The organism is Beduinella massiliensis, assembly GCF_900199405.1.
Lineage (GTDB): Bacteria > Bacillota > Clostridia > Christensenellales > Aristaeellaceae > Beduinella > Beduinella massiliensis.
In genome coordinates this window covers 3638539-3655701 of sequence record NZ_LT963430.1, presented here as the reverse complement: position 1 = coordinate 3655701, position 17163 = coordinate 3638539, and the positions used below count along the sequence as shown (strand labels likewise).

Below are 17163 nucleotides of genomic sequence, written 5' to 3'. Positions count from 1 at the left end.
AAATCATACAATTTGTGACGGCCTGTCAACGTTGAAAATTGTTCCTTAAGGGGAGCTTTTGAGACGTTGTTTTTTCTTTTGGATGTCTGTCAAAAAAGGTATTCTTTTATAGCGAAAAGGAGGACTGGATCATGATAAAGAAAATAGCGTCCGTTCTGATGAGCTTTGTTCTGATTTTTAGCCTGGCGTCGGCAACAGCGCTGGCTGCAGACGAAGGCAAGACCAACATCGTCTTCTGGCATTCCATGGGCGGCGAGCACAACGAAACCATCAACATGCTGGCCGAGCAGTTTAACGCCTCTCAGGACAAGATCACCATCGAGCCGCAGTATCAGGGCTCTTACGAGGAGTCAATCAACAAGCTGAAGACGGCCATGCGCACGAAGGCGGGCCCCGACATCATCCAGATTTATGAAGGCGGCACGCGGTTTATGGCGGACAGCGGCTTTATCACGCCGATGCAGGATATCATCGAAAAATACGACCTGGACGTCAGCGCGCTCGAGGAAAACATACTTGCGTATTACACGGTGGATGGGAAACTGAATTCGATGCCGTTCAACACTTCCGTCCCGATTCTCTATTATAACAAGACGCTTCTGACGGAAATGGGCTATCCGGACGGCCCGGCCGACTGGAAGGAGCTGAAGGAGATCGCCTTGAAGGTGGTCGAAAAGGCAGACCCGAACGTGCCGTACGGCTTTGCGCTCTGGTCCGATCCGTGGTTCTTCGAGCAGCCGCTGGTGCAGCAGGGCATTGCCACGGTCGATCAGGACAACGGCCGTTCCGGCCCCGCTACGCACTGTGTGCTCGCAGAGAGCGACGTGCCGCTTCAGGTCGTTTCCGCCTGGAAGGATTTAAAGGATTCGGGCGCGCTGGCGGATCTGGGCTTTGTAAACTCGGACATCACCGCCGCCTTTACGTCCGGCATGGCCGCGATGACCATGGCCTCTACCGGCTCGCTGCGTGGATGGCTGAATGCGATCGGCGATAAATTTGAACTGGGCACCTGCTTCTTCCCGCCGATCGACAAGGATTTGCCCAATGGCGGCGTTACGCTGGGCGGCGCGTCGCTGTACGTGATCGACAATGGCAAGGGAGAGGAAATGGAGCAGGCAATCGTCGAGTTCCTGCGGTTTATGACGACGCCGGAAACGCAGGCATTCTGGCACATCCGTTCCGGCTATTATCCGATCACGACAAAGGCGTACGAGCTCGACTCCGTAAAGGAGAACATGGAGAAGTACCCGCAGTTCCAGACCGCGATCGATCAACTGCATTTCTCCAAGAACATGGGCTTCGGCGCGATTTACGGCAGCTTTGTCGAAGGACGCGATGCGTATAAGCAGAACATCGAGCAGATGCTGATGGGTGAAATCACGCCGGAGGAATGCATAAAGTACTCGGTTGAAGACATCGACAGGCTCATTCACAATTACAACAAGGCGAACTGATCCGGCGCATGCGGGCGCCGCCCATAAAGCGGCGCCCCCTGTAAATAGGCTGAGCGGGAGGATATGAGATGGCTTTGAACAATTTTCGTATGACGCGCACAGCGGCGTCCGTTCACCCCGGGAAAAAACGGCGCAGGGGGGTTCGGCAAATCGAGCCATACTTGTACCTCCTGCCCATTTTCGTCGTCTTTGGCATCTTTCTGTACTACCCGATGATACGAACGATTCACATGAGCCTCTCGATCGTCAACTCGATGGGCGAGGTAGTGGGCTTTGCCGGACTTGAAAACTTTGTGGAACTGCTGACGGACAAGCGCACCTTTTGGCCCAGCATGAGCGTGACGCTGCGTTTCGTCGTCCTGGTGGTGCCGTTACAGCTGTGCACGGGCGTGCTGCTCGCCCTGCTCGCCGAAAACAGGCGCAAGAAGTCGAGCCCGATCCGCGTAATTTTCGCTTTGCCGATGGCGGTATCGTCCGCCTGCGCCTCGGTCATCTGGCTGATCCTGTTTAACCCGGCTACGGGCCTGATCAACTATCTACTGCACGCGCAGTATAACTGGCTGGGCGACAAGAATTTGGCGCTGGGCATGATCGCGGCCACCACGGTATGGCTGACCATGGGCACAAACTTCCTATATGCCTTTTCCGGGCTTCAGGGGATCTCGCAGGATCTCTATGAATGCGCCTCTATCGAGGGGGCGAATTACAGGCAGACGCTCTTTCACGTGACGCTGCCCTGTATGTCCCCGACGCTGTTCTTCCTGCTGGTCACGAACACGATCGGCGCGTTTCAGACGTTTACGCAGGTAAACCTGATGACACAGGGCGGCCCGGGACGCGCCACGCGCGTGCTGGCCTATACGATTTACATCGAAGCGTTCCGCAATAACCGCTGGGGTTACGCCTGTGCGCAGTCGCTCGTGTTTATGGCCATCCTGCTGGTGATCTCCATTCTTCAGTTCAAGCTCGAAAAGAAAGGGGTGCATTATCAGTGAGGCCAAATACGCGCTGGGGGCGGGCGATCATGATGGCGCTGCGGGTGCTCATGGTCCTCGTCGTGCTCTTCCCCATCTGGTTTGCGGTCAGCGCCAGCTTTATGGATCTGGACGAACTGTACATGCGCCCGCCGCGGATCATCCCGTCTTCGTTTCAGCTGACCTACTACGCGGACGCGCTCCACACCGCGCCGCTGCTGCGCTTCCTCGGCAACAGCCTTGTCATGTCGGTGGGCATCATGCTGGGGCAGCTCGTGCTGTGCAGTCTGGCCGCCTTTGCCTTTGCCTACTTCGACTTTAAGGGGAAGAATGTCATCTTCATGGCGATGCTCGCTACGATGATGATCCCCGGCGAATCGATCGTCATTTCCAACTACATGACCATCGGCGACCTGGGGTGGTACGATACCTTTCAAGGGCTCATTCTGCCCGGAACGGCCTCGGCCATATCGGTCTTCTTTCTGCGGCAGGCCTTTCTCACCGTGCCCAAGGAGCTGTACGAGGTGGCACGCCTGGACGGATGCAGCAACCTGCGCTACCTCGCGCAGCTTCTCCTGCCGCTTTGCAAGGGACAACTGGGCGCGCTGGGCATCTATACGTACATCGGCGCCTGGAACCAATATCTCTGGCCGCTGCTCGTGACGAACAAGACAGAGATGCGAACGGTACAGGTCGGCATCAGTATGCTGCAAAACTCCGAGTCGATCGCCGTAAACATGGTCATGGCCGGCATCACGATCATCCTTTTTCCCTCGATCCTCATCTTCTTTATCGGACAAAAGCAGATCCTCTCCGGGGCCTTTACCGGCGCGCTGAAGGGGTAAGCGAGGAGAAAGAACATGAAAATTACGTTTCTTGGCACCGGGGCGGCGGAACTGTATCCCGGGGCGTGGTGCCAGTGCGACTATTGCGCCTACGCGCGCGAGCACGGCGGGCGCAATGTCCGTTTTACGAGCTCCATCCACTTTGCGGACAGGTGCCTGGTGGACTTCCCCGCGGACGTCATGAATAAGGCGCTGCAGTACGGTGTGGACATGCTGCGCACGGAGCTTTTGTTGGTGACGCATTCCCACGCGGACCATTTCGACCCGCAGATGCTCTACTGGCGGTTCAAGGCCTACGGCGCGGACGAGCTGCCGGAAACGGAACGCTACAACGCGCCCTGCGCGCGCTTCGGCGACCTGCCGCAGCTGCGCATCTTTGGCAACCGCAAGGTCTTTACGAGGATGGAGCATATCTTTGAGCAACGCGAGCTGGCGGATTACGCGCTGGACTTTACGATTCCGGAAGCTTATCATGAATATCATCACGCGGGCGTCGATTTTATTCCCATGATTGCCAGTCATCCGGACAGCCTGGGAGAACGCGGGCTCATCTACCTCATCCACGCGCAGGGCAAGACATTTCTCTATGCGACGGATTCCGATACCTATATCGATCGCACGCGGGCATGTATCCGCGCTCATAAGGTGGATGCGGTCATCATGGAGGCGACGTTCGGAATCACGGAAAAAGGACGCGGCCACATGACGCTTGGGCGCGTCCGCGATGAAGTGCGCTTCTTTGAGGAAAATCAGCTTTTTACGGGTGCACCGCAGGTTTTTCTTACGCACATGAGTCCGCACCGCACGCCGCCGTACGATCAGCTAAGCGCGATGCTGGAAGGATCCTGCATTCATTCCGCCTATGACGGCATGGTACTGGAGCTGTGATGGCGATGCAAGAGACGGAACTGATTTTTCTGGGCACGTCCGTGTGCATACCGGAAACGGGGGACGATACGGCGAGTTTTCTCGTCGGGGGCGAGCTCCTGATTGACGTGGGCTGGCACGTGACCGACCGGCTGCGACTTGGCGGATACGCTCCAGCCGGAATCGATACCCTATGCTTTACGCACATGCACCACGACCACATGATGGCGCTGCCCGCGTTTTTATATGAACGCTATGCGCGTGGGACGGCGGGTGCGCTTAACGTCTACGGCCCGTATCCCATGACGCGGGCGATAGAGGACGCAAAGCGTTTCTTGCAGCTTGACGTTTACTGGCCTGACGCGATGCAGCCGAACGTACATGTCCTCCGTAGCGGCAACAGCTTTCAAACGGAGCACCTGAGCGTCCAGACGATGGCAAGTGACCATGCGGTGCCGGGGCTTTGCTATCGCGTGGAGGACAGGCGAAGCGGCGTAGTGCTTGGCTTTGGCGGCGATGGCGCCTATCAGGATGAATTGGCTGGCTTTTTTCAAGGGTGCGACGTCCTGATTCACGAATTTTCCTTTGGGCTGCAAAAGCCCGCCGATAACCAGCAGCGCCATTCGGACATCTGCGACGCAGCGCGTGTGGCGCGCGACGCAGGCGCGCGGATGCTCTGCCCGGTTCACGGCCCCGCGCGGATGCGTGAGGCATGCGAGGCGCAGGCGCGAAGGATTTACGACGGAAGGCTTTTATGGCCTGCTCCGGGCGAGCGGCTCTTGATTTGCAAGGGATCCGGTCGCCTGATCTGACGAACGCACGGCGGCCCTCCCGCTCATGAAAAAGCGGGAGGGCCGCCGTGATGTTTTATGGCATTTTCCTTATGCGCCCGCGAGCTCGACGATCGCGTAAGCGAAGATGCGCACGCTGAGCATGAGCTGCGCAAGGTCCACGTTTTCGCCTGCCTGGTGCGCCAGCTCTTCTTCGCCCGGAAAGAGGGGGCCGAAGGCGACGGCCTGCTTCATGCAGCGGGCATAGGTACCGCCGCCGATAGCGACTGTGTGCGCGTCGTGGCCGGACAGCTCGCCGTAAACCTTGAGCAGTGAGCGCACGATGAAGCTGGATTCCGGCACATGGTGCGGCTGCGAGGCATGGCCTGCGTCGATGGTAAAGCTTCCCTCCGAAAGGCGCAGTTCGACGAAGCGCACGATCTGCGCGTCGCTGTAAAACACGGGATAGCGGCAGTCGAACGTCGCGCTGAGCGTCTCGCCGTCGTAGGACAGCAGACCCAGGTTGATCGTAAGCGGGCCGGAGACCTTGTCCGAACCGGCAATGCCGAGCCCCGTGCCGTCCGAGTCGTGGCCGATGGCGTCCGCCAGCGCCTTGATGCGCTTGCCGCCCGCGCCGATGGCCTCGAGCACGAGGAGGAGCTGGCTGGCGGCATTTACGCCCTGCCAGGGGGTGGAGGCGTGCGCGGGGACGCCGGTGACGGTCAGCCTGTAGGTATCGCCCTCGAGCGTTTCACAGGAGAGGCGGATGCCATGCTGCGCCGCGAAGGCCATCGCCTTGTCGGCGGCGTCTGCGCCGCGGACGACCGCGACGGCCGTGCCGGGCACCACGTTGGGGCGCGTGCCGGCCTGGATGGAGACGATCGTCTGGCAGCGCATCTCGGCGCGCGCTTCCATCTGCAAAATGCCTTTTTCGGTATTGATGACGGGGAACTCCGCGTCGGGCGAGAAGCCGAGGGCGGGCAGACCGACCTTTTCGTCGTAATAGGCGATGTCGTCCATGCCGCTCTCCTCGTCGCAGCCGAGGATGAGGCGAACGCGCTTGTTCAGGGCGATGCCCGCATCCTTCACGGCCTTCATCGCGTACAGCGCCGCGACCGCGGGGCCCTTGTCGTCGCTGGTGCCGCGGCCGTACATCTTGCCGTCCTTTACGGTCGCGCCAAAAGGGTCGACCTGCCAGCCGTCACCGGCGGGCACGACGTCCAGGTGCGCGAGGATGCCGATGACGTCCTCGCCCTCGCCGATTTCCATGTCGCAGGCGTAGCCGTCGATATCGCGGGCGTTTCCGAGCAGCGCGTTGCCGTCCTGCAGCGCGCGGTCGAGCATGCGGCGCACGTCCGTGCCGAAGGGCGCGCCGGGCTGCGGATCGCCCTTGACGGAAGGAATGCGAATCCAGGCAGCGAGGGTTTCCTCGAGCTGCGGCCGGAGGGCCTCCACGGCCCGATCTAAAGCGGGATGGTTCATATAAATGACCTCCTTGATTTTATAATGTGAAGGTAGAATTCCAAAGGGACGCGGCCAATCGAGGCGCCGTTGGAGAGGGGATTCCAAAGGGACGCGACCAATCGAGGCGCCGTTGGAGAGGGGATTCCAAAGGGACGTGGCCAATCGAGGCGCCGCTGGAGAGGGGGTTCCAAAGGGACGTAATCAATCGAGGCGCCGCTGGAGAGGGGGTTCCAAAGGGACGCGGCCAATCGAGGGCGCCGTTGGAGAGGGGATTCCAAAGGGACATTGTCCCTTTGGCCGGGGGATTGGGGGCAGGGAGCCCCCAAAAAAGCGGGGATGCGCACCCCTGCACCCGCGTCTGAGGGCTGTGCCCTTAGGGGCTCTTCCCCCAAAAAATAGGGGGGATTATTTTTTGAGGGCCTTTTCCAGCCGGATCAGCGCCTCCCGCAGCTGCGCATGCGGACATCCGATGTTGAGCCGCAGGAATCCGTTCCCCTGCGTGCCGAAGAAGGAGCCCTCCGTGAGCGCCACACGCGCTACATCGACCGTGCGCCGGTGCAGCTCCTGTTCGTCCACGCCCAGGCTGCGGCAATCCAGCCACATGAGATACGTCGCCTCCAGCTCGCTCACTCCGATGTGCGGCAGGCGCTCCGCCATAAATTCGCACACGATGCGGCGCGACTCCACCAGGTATTCCTTGAGCCCCTTCAACCACGCATCGCCGTGCACGTAGCACGCGCGCGTACCTACCAGCGCGAACTGGTTGCCGCTGACTACGCCGCAGGCGTTCAGCTCCTTTTCGATGGGCGCGCGCAACGCCTCGGCAGGCGCGAACATCACCGCCTGCTTGAGCCCGGCGACGTTAAACGTCTTGCTCGCCGCAGCCAGGGAGACCGCAATTTCCCTCGCGCCGGGGACGGAAAGGATTGGGATGTGGCGCTTGGGCGCGTAGACGAAGTCCGCGTGGATCTCGTCGCAGACGAGCTTCACGCTGTATTGGCGGCAGAGCGCGACCACGCGGGAAAGATCGTCTTCGTCCCACGCCCGGCCCGCCGGGTTGTGCGGGTTGCACAGCAGCAAGAGCTTCGCGCCCTGCTGCATGCAGGCTTCCAGGCCCGCGAAGTCCATCCGCCAACGGCCGTTTTCATAGATCAACGGGTTTTCGACGATGCGGCGGTCGTTTTCTTCGATCGCGCGGAAGAACGGGCCGTAGACCGGCGGCTGGATGATGACGCCGTCACCGGGGTGGGTCATCGTGCGCACGCCCATGCGCAGCCCCGTGATGACGCAGGGGAGAAGGACGATCTCCTCTTTGCGGAGCGCAAGGCCGTGATGGCGCTGCCAGTAATCGATGACGCAATCAAAGTCCTCGTCCACCGGTTCGGTGTATCCGTAGGTGGCGTGCTGCGCGCGGTGCGCCATCGCCTCGCTGACGGCGGGCGGGGAAGGGAAGTCCATGTCGGCAACCCACATCGGCAGCACGTCCGCGCCTTCGCGCGCGCGCAGAAAATCCCACTTTTCGCAGTCCGTGCCGACCCGGTCAATGCCCCGGTCAAAGTAAGCGAAATCAAACGTCTCCATGGTACAAAACCTCCTCGTGTATCTCGAAAATAAAATTTCTTTTGCATGATCCCGCGTTCGCTACGCCACGCACTCGATGATCCAGTAGCCCGCGTCGCGCGCGATCACCTCCGCGGAAGAGAAGAGCGTGCGCAGGTACTTGAGCGCGGAGGGCGCGCCCTGCTGCTTGCGAATGACGAGAAAGAGCCGCCCGCCCTCCTTGAGCCGCGCGCGGCTGTCCGCAAACATCTTGTAAATGACCTGCTTGCCCGCGCGGATGGGCGGATTGGTGACGACGGCGTCAAACTGGCCCTCCACGCGCTCCAGGCCGTCGCTGAGCACAGCCTCGGCCTGCATGCCGTTTGCGCGCACGTTCTGTCCGGCTAGGCCAAGCGCGCGGCTGTTGACGTCCGACATGACGAGCGAAAGCTGCGGAAAGCGGCTGAGCATGAGCACGCTGAGCGCGCCCCAGCCGCAGCCCAGGTCGAGCACGCGGCCCGCAAGGCCGGCGGGAAGCGACGCGGCGAGCAGCAGCGTGCCCGGATCTACATGCCCCTTGGAAAAGACGCCCGCGTCCGTCGTAAAGGAGAGGGTCTTTCCGCCGAAATCAAATCCGAACGTCCGCAGCTCGTGCGCGGAGGCGGGGGAGGCGGTGTAGTAGTGGTCGCTGTGATCAGGCATGGCTGCCTCCTTGTGCGTCGGTTGGGATGGACGGGGTCGTGCAGGCGATGAGCGCCTCAAGCTCCGCGTCCGTCAACTCGCGATAGCCGCCCGGCGCGAGGGCGGGGTCGAGCGGGACGGGGCCGATGGACAGCCGCTTTAAATAGACGACGTGCACGCCGCGCGATGAGAACATGCGCTTCACCTGGTGGAACTTGCCCTCCTGCACCGTGCAGAGGGCCTCGGCCTCCTGCGGCGCGCTGCTCACGATTTCGAGGCGCGCGGGCATCGCCCGGAAGTCGGAAAGCTGCAAGCCTTCGGCAAAGGCCCGCACGTCGGCCTCGCCCAGCGGGCCGTCCACCCGCGCAAGGTACACCTTGTCCACGCGGCGCTTCGGGCTGATGATCCGGTGGCCCAGCGCGCCGTCGCTTGTGAGCAGCAAAAGCCCCTCGGTATCCTTGTCCAGGCGGCCGACCGGCATACAGCCGCAGGCGCGATAGAGCGGAGGCAGCAGATCCAGCACGGTTTGGGCGCGGGCGTCCTCCGCCGCGGTGAGCACGCCCGCGGGCTTGTTCATCATCAGGTGTCGGTGACGCTTGTAGCAAAGAAGCTTTCCGTCGAGCGCGACCCGCGCGGCCCCGGCGTCGACGTGTCTTCCGCCGTCGCGCTCGGACGCGCCGTCCACGCTAACGCGGTCGGCACGCAGCAAGTCTTTGACCTCGCTGCGCGTGCCGCAGCCCAGAAACGCGAGATAGCGGTCCAGCCGCATTCTGTCAGACATCGGTATACTCCTTGGGCGTGGGCAGGAGGATGCCCTCCTGACGCTTAAAGATGAGGTAATACGCGGCAAAGACCGCGCTGACGTAGGGCGCGACGAACAGATACGCCACGCCGGCAGTGGCGGCGGAAAGCAGGAACCAGGGCGCGAAGCTTAAGGCGAGGGTCAGCAGCTCCCAAAGCCGCCCCCGCGTGGCGGAGACGGACATGTCCACCGCTTCCTGCGCGGTGAGATAGGTGTATTCCCACGCAAAATAGGGGGCGAAAGCATAGCGGAGCGTGCAGAAGCTGAAGGCGAAGATAAAGGACGCTACCCCCGCTGCCCACAGCAGGTTCAGCGCCCAAGCGGGCAGAGAGCTGCCCGCCGCACGCAGCAGGTTGGAAAGAAGGCACGGCAAAAGCGCGATGCCCGACCACACGGTCTGACGCAAAAAGACGTTGAGTCCGGTAAAGTACGCATGACGGTACTGCGCTTTGTCCGAAAAGATCGCCAACATGGACTGCACCCGCTGCGGATGCCCGCTGACGAGCGCGATAAAATAGCCCGCGAGCGATACGTTCATGGGCAGGGTGACGAACAGCGAGATGAGCAGCGCGAAGGCGCCGATAAAAAAGCTGTGCAGGTCGATGCGCCCCGCGATCAGGTAGCGCACGACGGAATAGACGGAAACGTCCAAAATAAGGCCTGGCAGGCGTGCCAGCAGCACCGCGAGCACGGGGCCCAGCGGGCGCTGCCAGACGGCGGCGCGCGCGCCGAGCTTGATTTCCGAACGGTTTAACATGAGGCCCATCCTTTGAATTCAATGCTTTTTCATTATAACGCATTCAGTGCGTGAGCGCAATCTTTGCGCGGGATGAAAAGCATGGAGGGGGAACACAGAAAAAACGCGCGCCCCAAGGCGCGCGGCAGATTATCGATAAAGCAACATGATACCGGAGGGGATGGATGAAGGGGAGGCTTCCCCTTCATGCGTAATCGTATCGACCGGCTTTGCCGGTCGGGCGGGGCGTTTTCTGTAGGAAAATCCGTAGGATTTTTCGGAAGAAAACATTCCCCCATGACACTCGTGCAAAATGAGCCTTTATTTTGCACGAGGCCATCGACTTTGGCGATGGCCAAACGCGCGCCACAAGGCGCGCGGACGCTAAAGCGAAAAAGAAGGAGCCTGGCAGGAGCGGAAAACCCTACGCCCGCTCGCGGCGATAGCGCGCGATGAAGATGAGAAGCGAGCAGGCGCGCCAGAGAAACACGCCCACGTTCAGCGCGAACAGGGCGCGCGCGTTCGCGCCGAGGAACGTGTACAGGTGCACGCCCAACAGCGGAAGCAGGCTGTTGGAAAGCGTGATGACGATGGTGTACAGGCTGACGAGGAAGGAACGCCCCCGCTCGGGCAGGGAGGTGAGCAGCATCTGCACCACGCACAGGTTGATACAGCTTTGCGGCGCGGAGAAGATCGCGACCATCAGGATGAACACGGCAGGGCGCATGGCCATCGGGAGCACAAGGCAAAGGCACACCGTAAACGGACAGAGGACCAGACCGGCGATGCCGAACAGGAACGAAAAGCCCACGCCACGCTTTTGGTTGAGCCGGGCGAAGAGCCCGATCGTCAGGAGTTGGCCTACGCAGGAAAGGGCGTTGAGCACGCTCATGGAAAGCTCCGTCATGCCGCAATACTGCGTCTGGGCGATGAACCACATGCTCCAGTCGATGTGCCAGCTCAGGTAAAAGAAGAGGATACAGAAAAAGAAGGAACGGAACGTGCGGCTGTGGGCGGCCTCTGAAAGGGCGGCCTTTGCGTCGGCGAGCGAAAAGCGCTTTTCAGCGCGCGGCCGGTCGGAGACGGGCATGCGGCGGAGGATCAGCGCGGCGATCAGCATCGCCGCCCCGCAGGAGTAATAAAACACGCGCAGCACGCCCAGCTTTTCCGCGCTTTGCGCGCAGGCGGACATCGCCGCGCCGCACAGCAGCGGCGTGCACGTGCCGATGAAAAACATGAAGCGGTTGCGGAAGGCGTAGACGTCATTGCGCTTGCGGGGGTTTTCGACGACATCGCCGAAAAAGCTCTGCCATTGCGCGTTGTACACGGCGAGCAGGCCGCTGGTGAGGGCCAGGAACACGAAGAAAAACGTCATGCGCCCTTCGCCCATGGCAGGCACGCTGCCGTAGAAAAAGTACATGACGCCCATCAGCGCAAGGGTAAAGACGGGCAGCGTGCGCGGGGAGCGCAGCCGTTCTCCGATGAGGCCGCTGGGCAACAGCAACAGCACGGCGGTCATGTTGGCGACGGTCTGCACCAGGCCGATCTGCACGTCGCTCGCGCCCATGTTCGTCGCGTAGAGATTGTTGCCAAAACCGTTGATCGAGCTGATGTACTGGATGAGCACGCCCTCCAGCGCGAAGAGGAGCATGACGCGGCCCTGTCCGGTCGAAAGCAGCGGGTGACGTTTGATTGCCCTGAGCATTGGCTGCATGCGCGATCCCTCGCCGACTCTGTTTATTTGTCGTATTCGCCCCTATTGTATCATAGTTTCGGCGCGCGGCAAGGGGGCGGCGCAAAATAATTTCCGGCCTTTAAAGCGTCGCCCCAACGCTCTTCGGTTTTGCATAAACGCCCTTAAAACAGGTCAGATCGCGTGAAAAAAAGGTTTCTGTTTTGTGCGGCATGACCTATGATGGAGGCGGAAAAAACCGGATGTCGACGTCGAAATCGAAAGGAGAATGGACATGATGAGGAAGAATCGGCGTTTCTTGGCACTGCTGCTATCGCTTTGCTGTCTTTCGGCTCTGACGCCGGGCGCGTCGGCGGCCAGGGAGGAAATGGTCGTCGCGATCAGCGCGGACATGGAGAACGCCCCCTGGTTTGAGGAAGCGCTTGCCTCGTTTGAGGCGGCGTATCCGCAGATCGAGGTGGTGCTCGAACCGCACGAGGGCATCTCCGCGCGCTCAAAGTTTGTCAGCGCGGCATACGCGAACAACGCGCCCGACGTGCTGCTGGCGAACCTGTACTGGGTGAAGGACTTTGCGCAAAACGGCTGGCTCACGCCGCTGTCTGATTACTTTACCCAGGAGGAGCTTTCCGATTTTTATCCTGACTTCGTAAAGTACGCGACGGTGGACGGCAAGGTCTACGGCTTGTTCAACTCTACCGACGTGGCGACGGTCATCTATCGCAAGAGCCTGCTGGAGGCTGCGGGCATCGAGCTGCCCGCGCTGACGGAGGCGATGACCTGGGAGCAGTTTTTCGACGCGGCCGGAAAGCTGACGCGGGATACGAACGGCGACGGCACGCCCGACGTATGGGGCGCGGGGATCATCGGCTACCGCGGCGGCGCGACGACGTACACCAATTTCCCGATTTTTTTCATGCTGGGCGGCGAGCTGATAAACGAGGAGGGAATGCCGGCCTTTAACTCGGAAGCCGGCCGCGGCGCGATGCAGTTCTACCACGATCTGGTGTACAGGTACGGGGTTTCCCCAAAGGAAAGTTACTCCTACGACAACACGAACCTGCTCTCGAGCTTCAACGCGGGGCAATATGCCATGCTGCTCGGCGCGAGCTACATGATAAACGATCTGGAAACCCAGTTCCCGGGCGACGTGGGCGCCATGCTCTACCCTGTGCCGGAGGCGGGCATGGACAGTGAAGGGCTGTCCGGCGGCTGGATGTACACGATCATGTCGCAAAATGAGGGCATAAAGCCCATCGCGGCGGAATTTATCAGGGAGATGGTATCCAGCGAAAACAGCGTGAAGCGCTACCTGGAAAACGGCGCGCTGCCCGTGCGGACCTCGGCCTTCGAGGCTGTCGGAGCGCAGCTGGACGATACGCGCAGGGAATGGATGACCGTCTTTTCCAAACAGATGGAGCACACAAACCTCAAGCCCGGCGACGCGATCTACGACATCCTGCAGGATGAATACACGGTCGCGCTCCAGGAGGTCATGATGGATCAGAAGACGCCGGAGGAAGCGGTGCAAAACGCCTACGACAACACGGTGCTGCGGGCGAAGGATGCCGGCATTTTGAAGTAAAGGGCGCCGGGCCGCGGCCATGAAGGACGCCGCGGCCCGGACGCTGAGGAGGGATGAACATGTCCGGAACGGGGCATGCGATGAAGGCGCGCACGAAGACGAACCTGCTCTACCTGATTTTGATGCTGCCGGTGCTCCTGCTGATCCTGTGCGTCACCTTTTACCCGGCGCTGTATAACATCGTCATCAGCTTTCGCAACGACAACCTGCGCAACCTGTCCTCGCCGCAGTTCGTAGGCCTGAAAAACTACGTCCGCCTTTTTTCCGATCCATACGTCTGGCAGGCGCTGGGCCGCACGTTCGTCTACATGTTTTTCAGCGTTCTGGGCCGCATGGCCCTTGGCATGGCATTGGCGCTGCTGCTGCGCGTGCCATCCAGACTGCGCGCGCTGCCGCGTACGGCCATCATCCTGCCCTGGGTGATGAGCGAAATCATGGTCAGCGCCATGTGGCTGTGGATTTTGAACCACCGCACCGGTCTGCTCAACGGCATTCTTTCCGCCATGGGCATCTCTCAGGTGGGATGGCTGGTGTACCCATCGCTGTCCATGCTCTCGATCGTGATCGTATCGCTTTGGAAGAACCTCGCCTTTACCTATCTGCTGCTCTTTGCGGCGCTGCAGCAGATACCGACGGAGCTGTACGAAGCGGCGAAGATCGACGGATGCACCTGCCTGAAGCGTTTTTTGCACGTGACGATGCCCATGATCCGCCCGACGGTGCTGATCGTGACGGTGATGGTTTCGATCAACGCCTTTGGCCAGTTTTCAATCGTCTATTCGCTGACGGGCGGCGGGCCGCTCAGGACGACGGAGCTGATCGGTCTTTACATGTACCAGCAGGCGTTCACGTTCATGGACCTGAGCTATGGCGCGACGATCGGCGTGATCATCTTCCTGATCAACATCGCGCTGACGGTCATATACAACCGCGTGCTCAGGAGCGACGCGCTGTATTAGGAGGGATGGAGATGAAAGCAAAAGCCTTGGGACGTGCGGCGCTGTACGCTGCGTATGCGCTGATCGTGCTGTTTATGCTCTTTCCGATCTTCTGGACGCTGCTGACGAGCTTTAAGAGCGAGGCGGAGATCTTCCGCTTCCCGCCTACGATCTGGCCGGAACACTTTACGGTGGACAGCTATCGGTACGTGCTCGATTCCAATATCCCGCGCCAGATGCTCAACAGCGTCGCCGTCTGCGCGCAGACGATCGTGGTGACGCTGCTCCTCAGCACGATGGGCGGCTTCGCCTTTGCCCGCGCGACGTTCAGAGGCAAGAACGTATTGCTCTTCTTTCTCGTGGGCACGCAGATGATCCCGGGCCTTTCCAACATCATCACGCTCTACATGATGGGAAGCCGCATGGGTCTGCTCAACTCGCATGCATACCTGGTGCTCATCTATTCCGCGTCCTCCGCGCCGGTGTGCGTGTGGCTGATGAAGGGGTACTTTGAACAGATTCCCGCCTCGCTGGACGAAGCCGCGCTGGTGGATGGATGCACGCGTCTGGGGACGCTCTTTCGCATCGTGCTGCCGCTCGTCCGCACGGGGATCGCCGCCTGCGCGATGATGGTCTTCGTCAACGCGTGGAATGAATTTCTCGTTTCGCTCACGATGATCGGCCGCACGAAGCTCAAGACGTTTCCCGTGGGGCTGCAGGCCTTCATGGCGGACAACGACATGGACTGGATGAACCTGAGCGCGGCGACGATTCTGGGGCTTTTGCCGGTGCTGGCGCTGTTCATCAGCTTCCAGAAGAGCTTCGTCGAAGGCATGACGAGCGGCGCGATCAAAGCATGAAAAGAGGAAAGAAATGCTGAAACAGTACATGAGCTCGACGCACATGCAAAGCCGCGCCGATTGGAACGCCTGCATCGTGCAGGCGGCTGAGATGGGCTTTGACGGCATCGAGCTGTTCGGCGGGGACTACGCGCTTCGCGAAAAAATGGAGCCCGCGCGCCTTTCGGCGCTGCGCCGGGCCGCCGCTGCGCACGGTATCGCCCTTTCGGCCCACCCATGGGTGGAATGGGCCGCTCTGCCGCCGGATGCGCTCGTCTCGGGCACGCGATGGCTGCTGGAAAACTGCGCGAGATTGGGAGCGCGCGAGGTCAACGTGCATATGGCCTTCTTTACGGACAGAGGCGCGGGCTTAGAGCGGCTGTTTGACGCCTTCGACCCATGTCTGCCGCTTCTTGAAGCGGAGGGCATGACGCTGCTGTTTGAGAACGTACCGGGTCACGGCTTCCGGGAGATCGGCTCCGAACCGGACGACTTCGCGTCGCTGTTTTCGCATTACGGCCCGGACGCGCCGGTGATGATGACGATGGACAACGGACACGCGCACATCATGGGCTGCACGCGGGAAATGGCGGAGCGCTTTGCGGGGCGGTGGCGGTATGCGCACATCGACGACAACGACGGCCTTGAGGATTTGCACCTGCGGCCGGGAGAAGGCAATGTGGACTGGGACGATCTGGCCGACTGTGCGCGGCGGGCGGGCTACGCGGGGCCGCTCATGATGGAATACCCGCAAGCCGGGCTTGAGGAGGGACTTGCGGTCGTACGCCGCGCGTTTGAAGGCGCCGGTTACGCGCTCAGAACGCTCAAGACAGGCGCATAAAGACGCCGCCGCACTTCTGCTAAAAAGTGCGGCGGCGCTTTTTCTATGCCCGGGGGCCCAGGCAGCTTTGACGTACGTAAAGCTGTGGCTCGAAGAGCGTGTGCAGCGGCGGGGGAGATTGAAAGTCGCGGAACTGCATCAGGATGTCCAGCGCAGTCCGGCCCAGACGGTAAGCCTGAATGTCCATGGAGGTGAGCGGCGGCGTCAGCTGGTCGCAGGCGAGCGAATTGTCGCTGCCGATCACGCCCACGTCGTCCGAAACGCGCAGGCCCCGCCGGACGACGGCCTCGTAGACGACGCCCGCCATGGTGTCGTTGAAGCAGTAAAAGGCGTCCGGAGGCGAAGGCCGCGAGAGCATCTCCTCGATCTGCCGGATGAACTGTTCGCGCGGCACGCGGTCGTGAATGAGGACGTGCGCCGGGTCGTGCGGCAAGCCGAACAGCCGCTTGGCGGCCAGATAACAGCCCAGACAGCTTTCGATCGATTCGTCGCCGTGGTTGCTGACGCAGGCAATGCGCCTATAGCCGCGCGAATGCAGGTGGCGCATACGCTCCAGCCCCGCCGTGATGTTGTTGGGCGCGACCAGGGGCATTCCGCGCATATCCGGCAGACGGCCAAAGAGAAAGACGGTGGGCACACGCCTGTCCGTCAGGAGGGCGGACGTCTCCTGGTAGGAGGCGCACTGCGTGGGCGGCTGCAGGATCAGGCCGTCTATTCCCGCATTGATCAGCCGCCGCACGAGGCTGTGCTGGCGCTGCGCGTCGTGGCCGGACGAGCAGATCGTAACGTCGATGCCCAGCACGCGGGCGTAATCCGTCAGGCTCTGCTCGATCAGGGCGGAGCTGTTGATGCCGTGCGTGGGCAGGATGACGCCGACATGCCGGCCGGAGGGCGCGGAGGGGACGGATACGCTCAGCGCGGGGTCGGCGACGTACGTGCCGGACTTCTTGACGGCATAGAGGTATCCTTCCGCGCAAAGGGAGGTGATGACGCGGTCGATGGTGGTTCGGCTGGCAAAGTACTGTTCGCACAGGAGCGGGCGCGCGGGCAGCCGCGTATGCGGCGGCAGGGACTCGATGTCCGCGATGATGCGCCGTTTGACCTCCTGATACACAGACAAGGGCAGCAGCTCCTTTCG

16 protein-coding genes are annotated in these 17163 nt (G+C 61.1%); 9 read left to right on the top strand and 7 right to left on the bottom strand.

Translation table 11 applies throughout. The annotated features are described in order from the left end of the window. The first annotated feature begins 131 nt into the window (after positions 1-131). From C1725_RS17450 to C1725_RS17430, 5 genes are all read left to right on the top strand, one after another. The gene (locus C1725_RS17450) at positions 132-1454 is read left to right on the top strand and encodes an extracellular solute-binding protein (protein WP_102412963.1); all 1323 of its coding nucleotides are present in this window, start codon (positions 132-134) and stop codon (positions 1452-1454) included. A 68-nt stretch (positions 1455-1522) separates the two neighbouring features. After that, positions 1523-2449: an ABC transporter permease subunit gene (locus tag C1725_RS17445; RefSeq protein ID WP_102412962.1), complete on the top strand. Its 927-nt coding sequence runs from the start codon at positions 1523-1525 to the stop codon at positions 2447-2449. After that, a complete protein-coding gene (locus C1725_RS17440; protein ID WP_102412961.1) occupies positions 2446-3273 on the top strand; it encodes an ABC transporter permease subunit in 828 nt (275 codons plus the stop codon). Before C1725_RS17445 ends, C1725_RS17440 begins: the two co-directional genes overlap by 4 nt. Before the next feature lie 15 nt (positions 3274-3288). Then, a complete protein-coding gene (locus C1725_RS17435) occupies positions 3289-4161 on the top strand; it encodes an MBL fold metallo-hydrolase (RefSeq protein WP_102412960.1) in 873 nt (290 codons plus the stop codon). Positions 4162-4166: 5 nt separating this feature from the next. Then, a complete protein-coding gene (locus tag C1725_RS17430; protein WP_346026804.1) occupies positions 4167-4952 on the top strand; it encodes an MBL fold metallo-hydrolase in 786 nt (261 codons plus the stop codon). Between the two features lie 69 nt (positions 4953-5021). On the opposite strand, the gene pepV is transcribed toward C1725_RS17430, so the two are convergent. The 6 genes from pepV to C1725_RS17400 form a co-directional block, all read right to left on the bottom strand. After that, positions 5022-6392: a dipeptidase PepV gene (gene pepV, locus C1725_RS17425; RefSeq protein WP_102412958.1), complete on the bottom strand. Its 1371-nt coding sequence runs from the start codon at positions 6390-6392 to the stop codon at positions 5022-5024. A gap of 387 nt (positions 6393-6779) precedes the next feature. Further along, complete coding sequence (locus C1725_RS17420) at positions 6780-7955, bottom strand: MalY/PatB family protein (RefSeq protein WP_102412957.1); 1176 nt, start codon at positions 7953-7955, stop codon at positions 6780-6782. A 60-nt stretch (positions 7956-8015) separates the two neighbouring features. Next, positions 8016-8615: a methyltransferase gene (locus C1725_RS17415; protein ID WP_102412956.1), complete on the bottom strand. Its 600-nt coding sequence runs from the start codon at positions 8613-8615 to the stop codon at positions 8016-8018. Continuing rightward, entirely contained in the window at positions 8608-9375 is a 768-nt protein-coding gene (locus C1725_RS17410; RefSeq protein ID WP_102412955.1) for a pseudouridine synthase, read from the bottom strand. The genes C1725_RS17415 and C1725_RS17410 overlap by 8 nt, the downstream gene beginning before the upstream one ends. After that, positions 9368-10153: a DUF975 family protein gene (locus tag C1725_RS17405; protein WP_346026803.1), complete on the bottom strand. Its 786-nt coding sequence runs from the start codon at positions 10151-10153 to the stop codon at positions 9368-9370. Before C1725_RS17405 ends, C1725_RS17410 begins: the two co-directional genes overlap by 8 nt. Positions 10154-10556: 403 nt before the next feature. Continuing rightward, positions 10557-11846, bottom strand: a complete 1290-nt coding sequence (locus C1725_RS17400) for an MFS transporter (protein ID WP_102412953.1) — start codon at positions 11844-11846, stop codon at positions 10557-10559. Between the two features lie 253 nt (positions 11847-12099). On the opposite strand from C1725_RS17400, the gene C1725_RS17395 reads away from it, so the two are divergent. Genes C1725_RS17395 through C1725_RS17380 form a run of 4 tightly spaced genes read left to right on the top strand, consistent with a single transcriptional unit; the run spans position 12100 to position 16025 of the window. Continuing rightward, on the top strand, positions 12100-13407 hold the full coding sequence (locus C1725_RS17395) for an ABC transporter substrate-binding protein (protein ID WP_346026802.1): 1308 nt from the start codon (positions 12100-12102) through the stop codon (positions 13405-13407). A gap of 59 nt (positions 13408-13466) precedes the next feature. Beyond that, the gene (locus C1725_RS17390) at positions 13467-14366 is read left to right on the top strand and encodes a carbohydrate ABC transporter permease (protein ID WP_346026801.1); all 900 of its coding nucleotides are present in this window, start codon (positions 13467-13469) and stop codon (positions 14364-14366) included. Between the two features lie 11 nt (positions 14367-14377). After that, positions 14378-15205: a carbohydrate ABC transporter permease gene (locus tag C1725_RS17385; RefSeq protein ID WP_346026800.1), complete on the top strand. Its 828-nt coding sequence runs from the start codon at positions 14378-14380 to the stop codon at positions 15203-15205. A gap of 13 nt (positions 15206-15218) precedes the next feature. Then, positions 15219-16025, top strand: coding sequence for a TIM barrel protein (locus C1725_RS17380; RefSeq protein WP_102412949.1), 807 nt, complete (start codon positions 15219-15221; stop codon positions 16023-16025). Between the two features lie 43 nt (positions 16026-16068). On the opposite strand, the gene C1725_RS17375 is transcribed toward C1725_RS17380, so the two are convergent. Then, on the bottom strand, positions 16069-17139 hold the full coding sequence (locus tag C1725_RS17375; RefSeq protein ID WP_346026907.1) for a GntR family transcriptional regulator: 1071 nt from the start codon (positions 17137-17139) through the stop codon (positions 16069-16071). Positions 17140-17163: the final 24 nt, after the last annotated feature.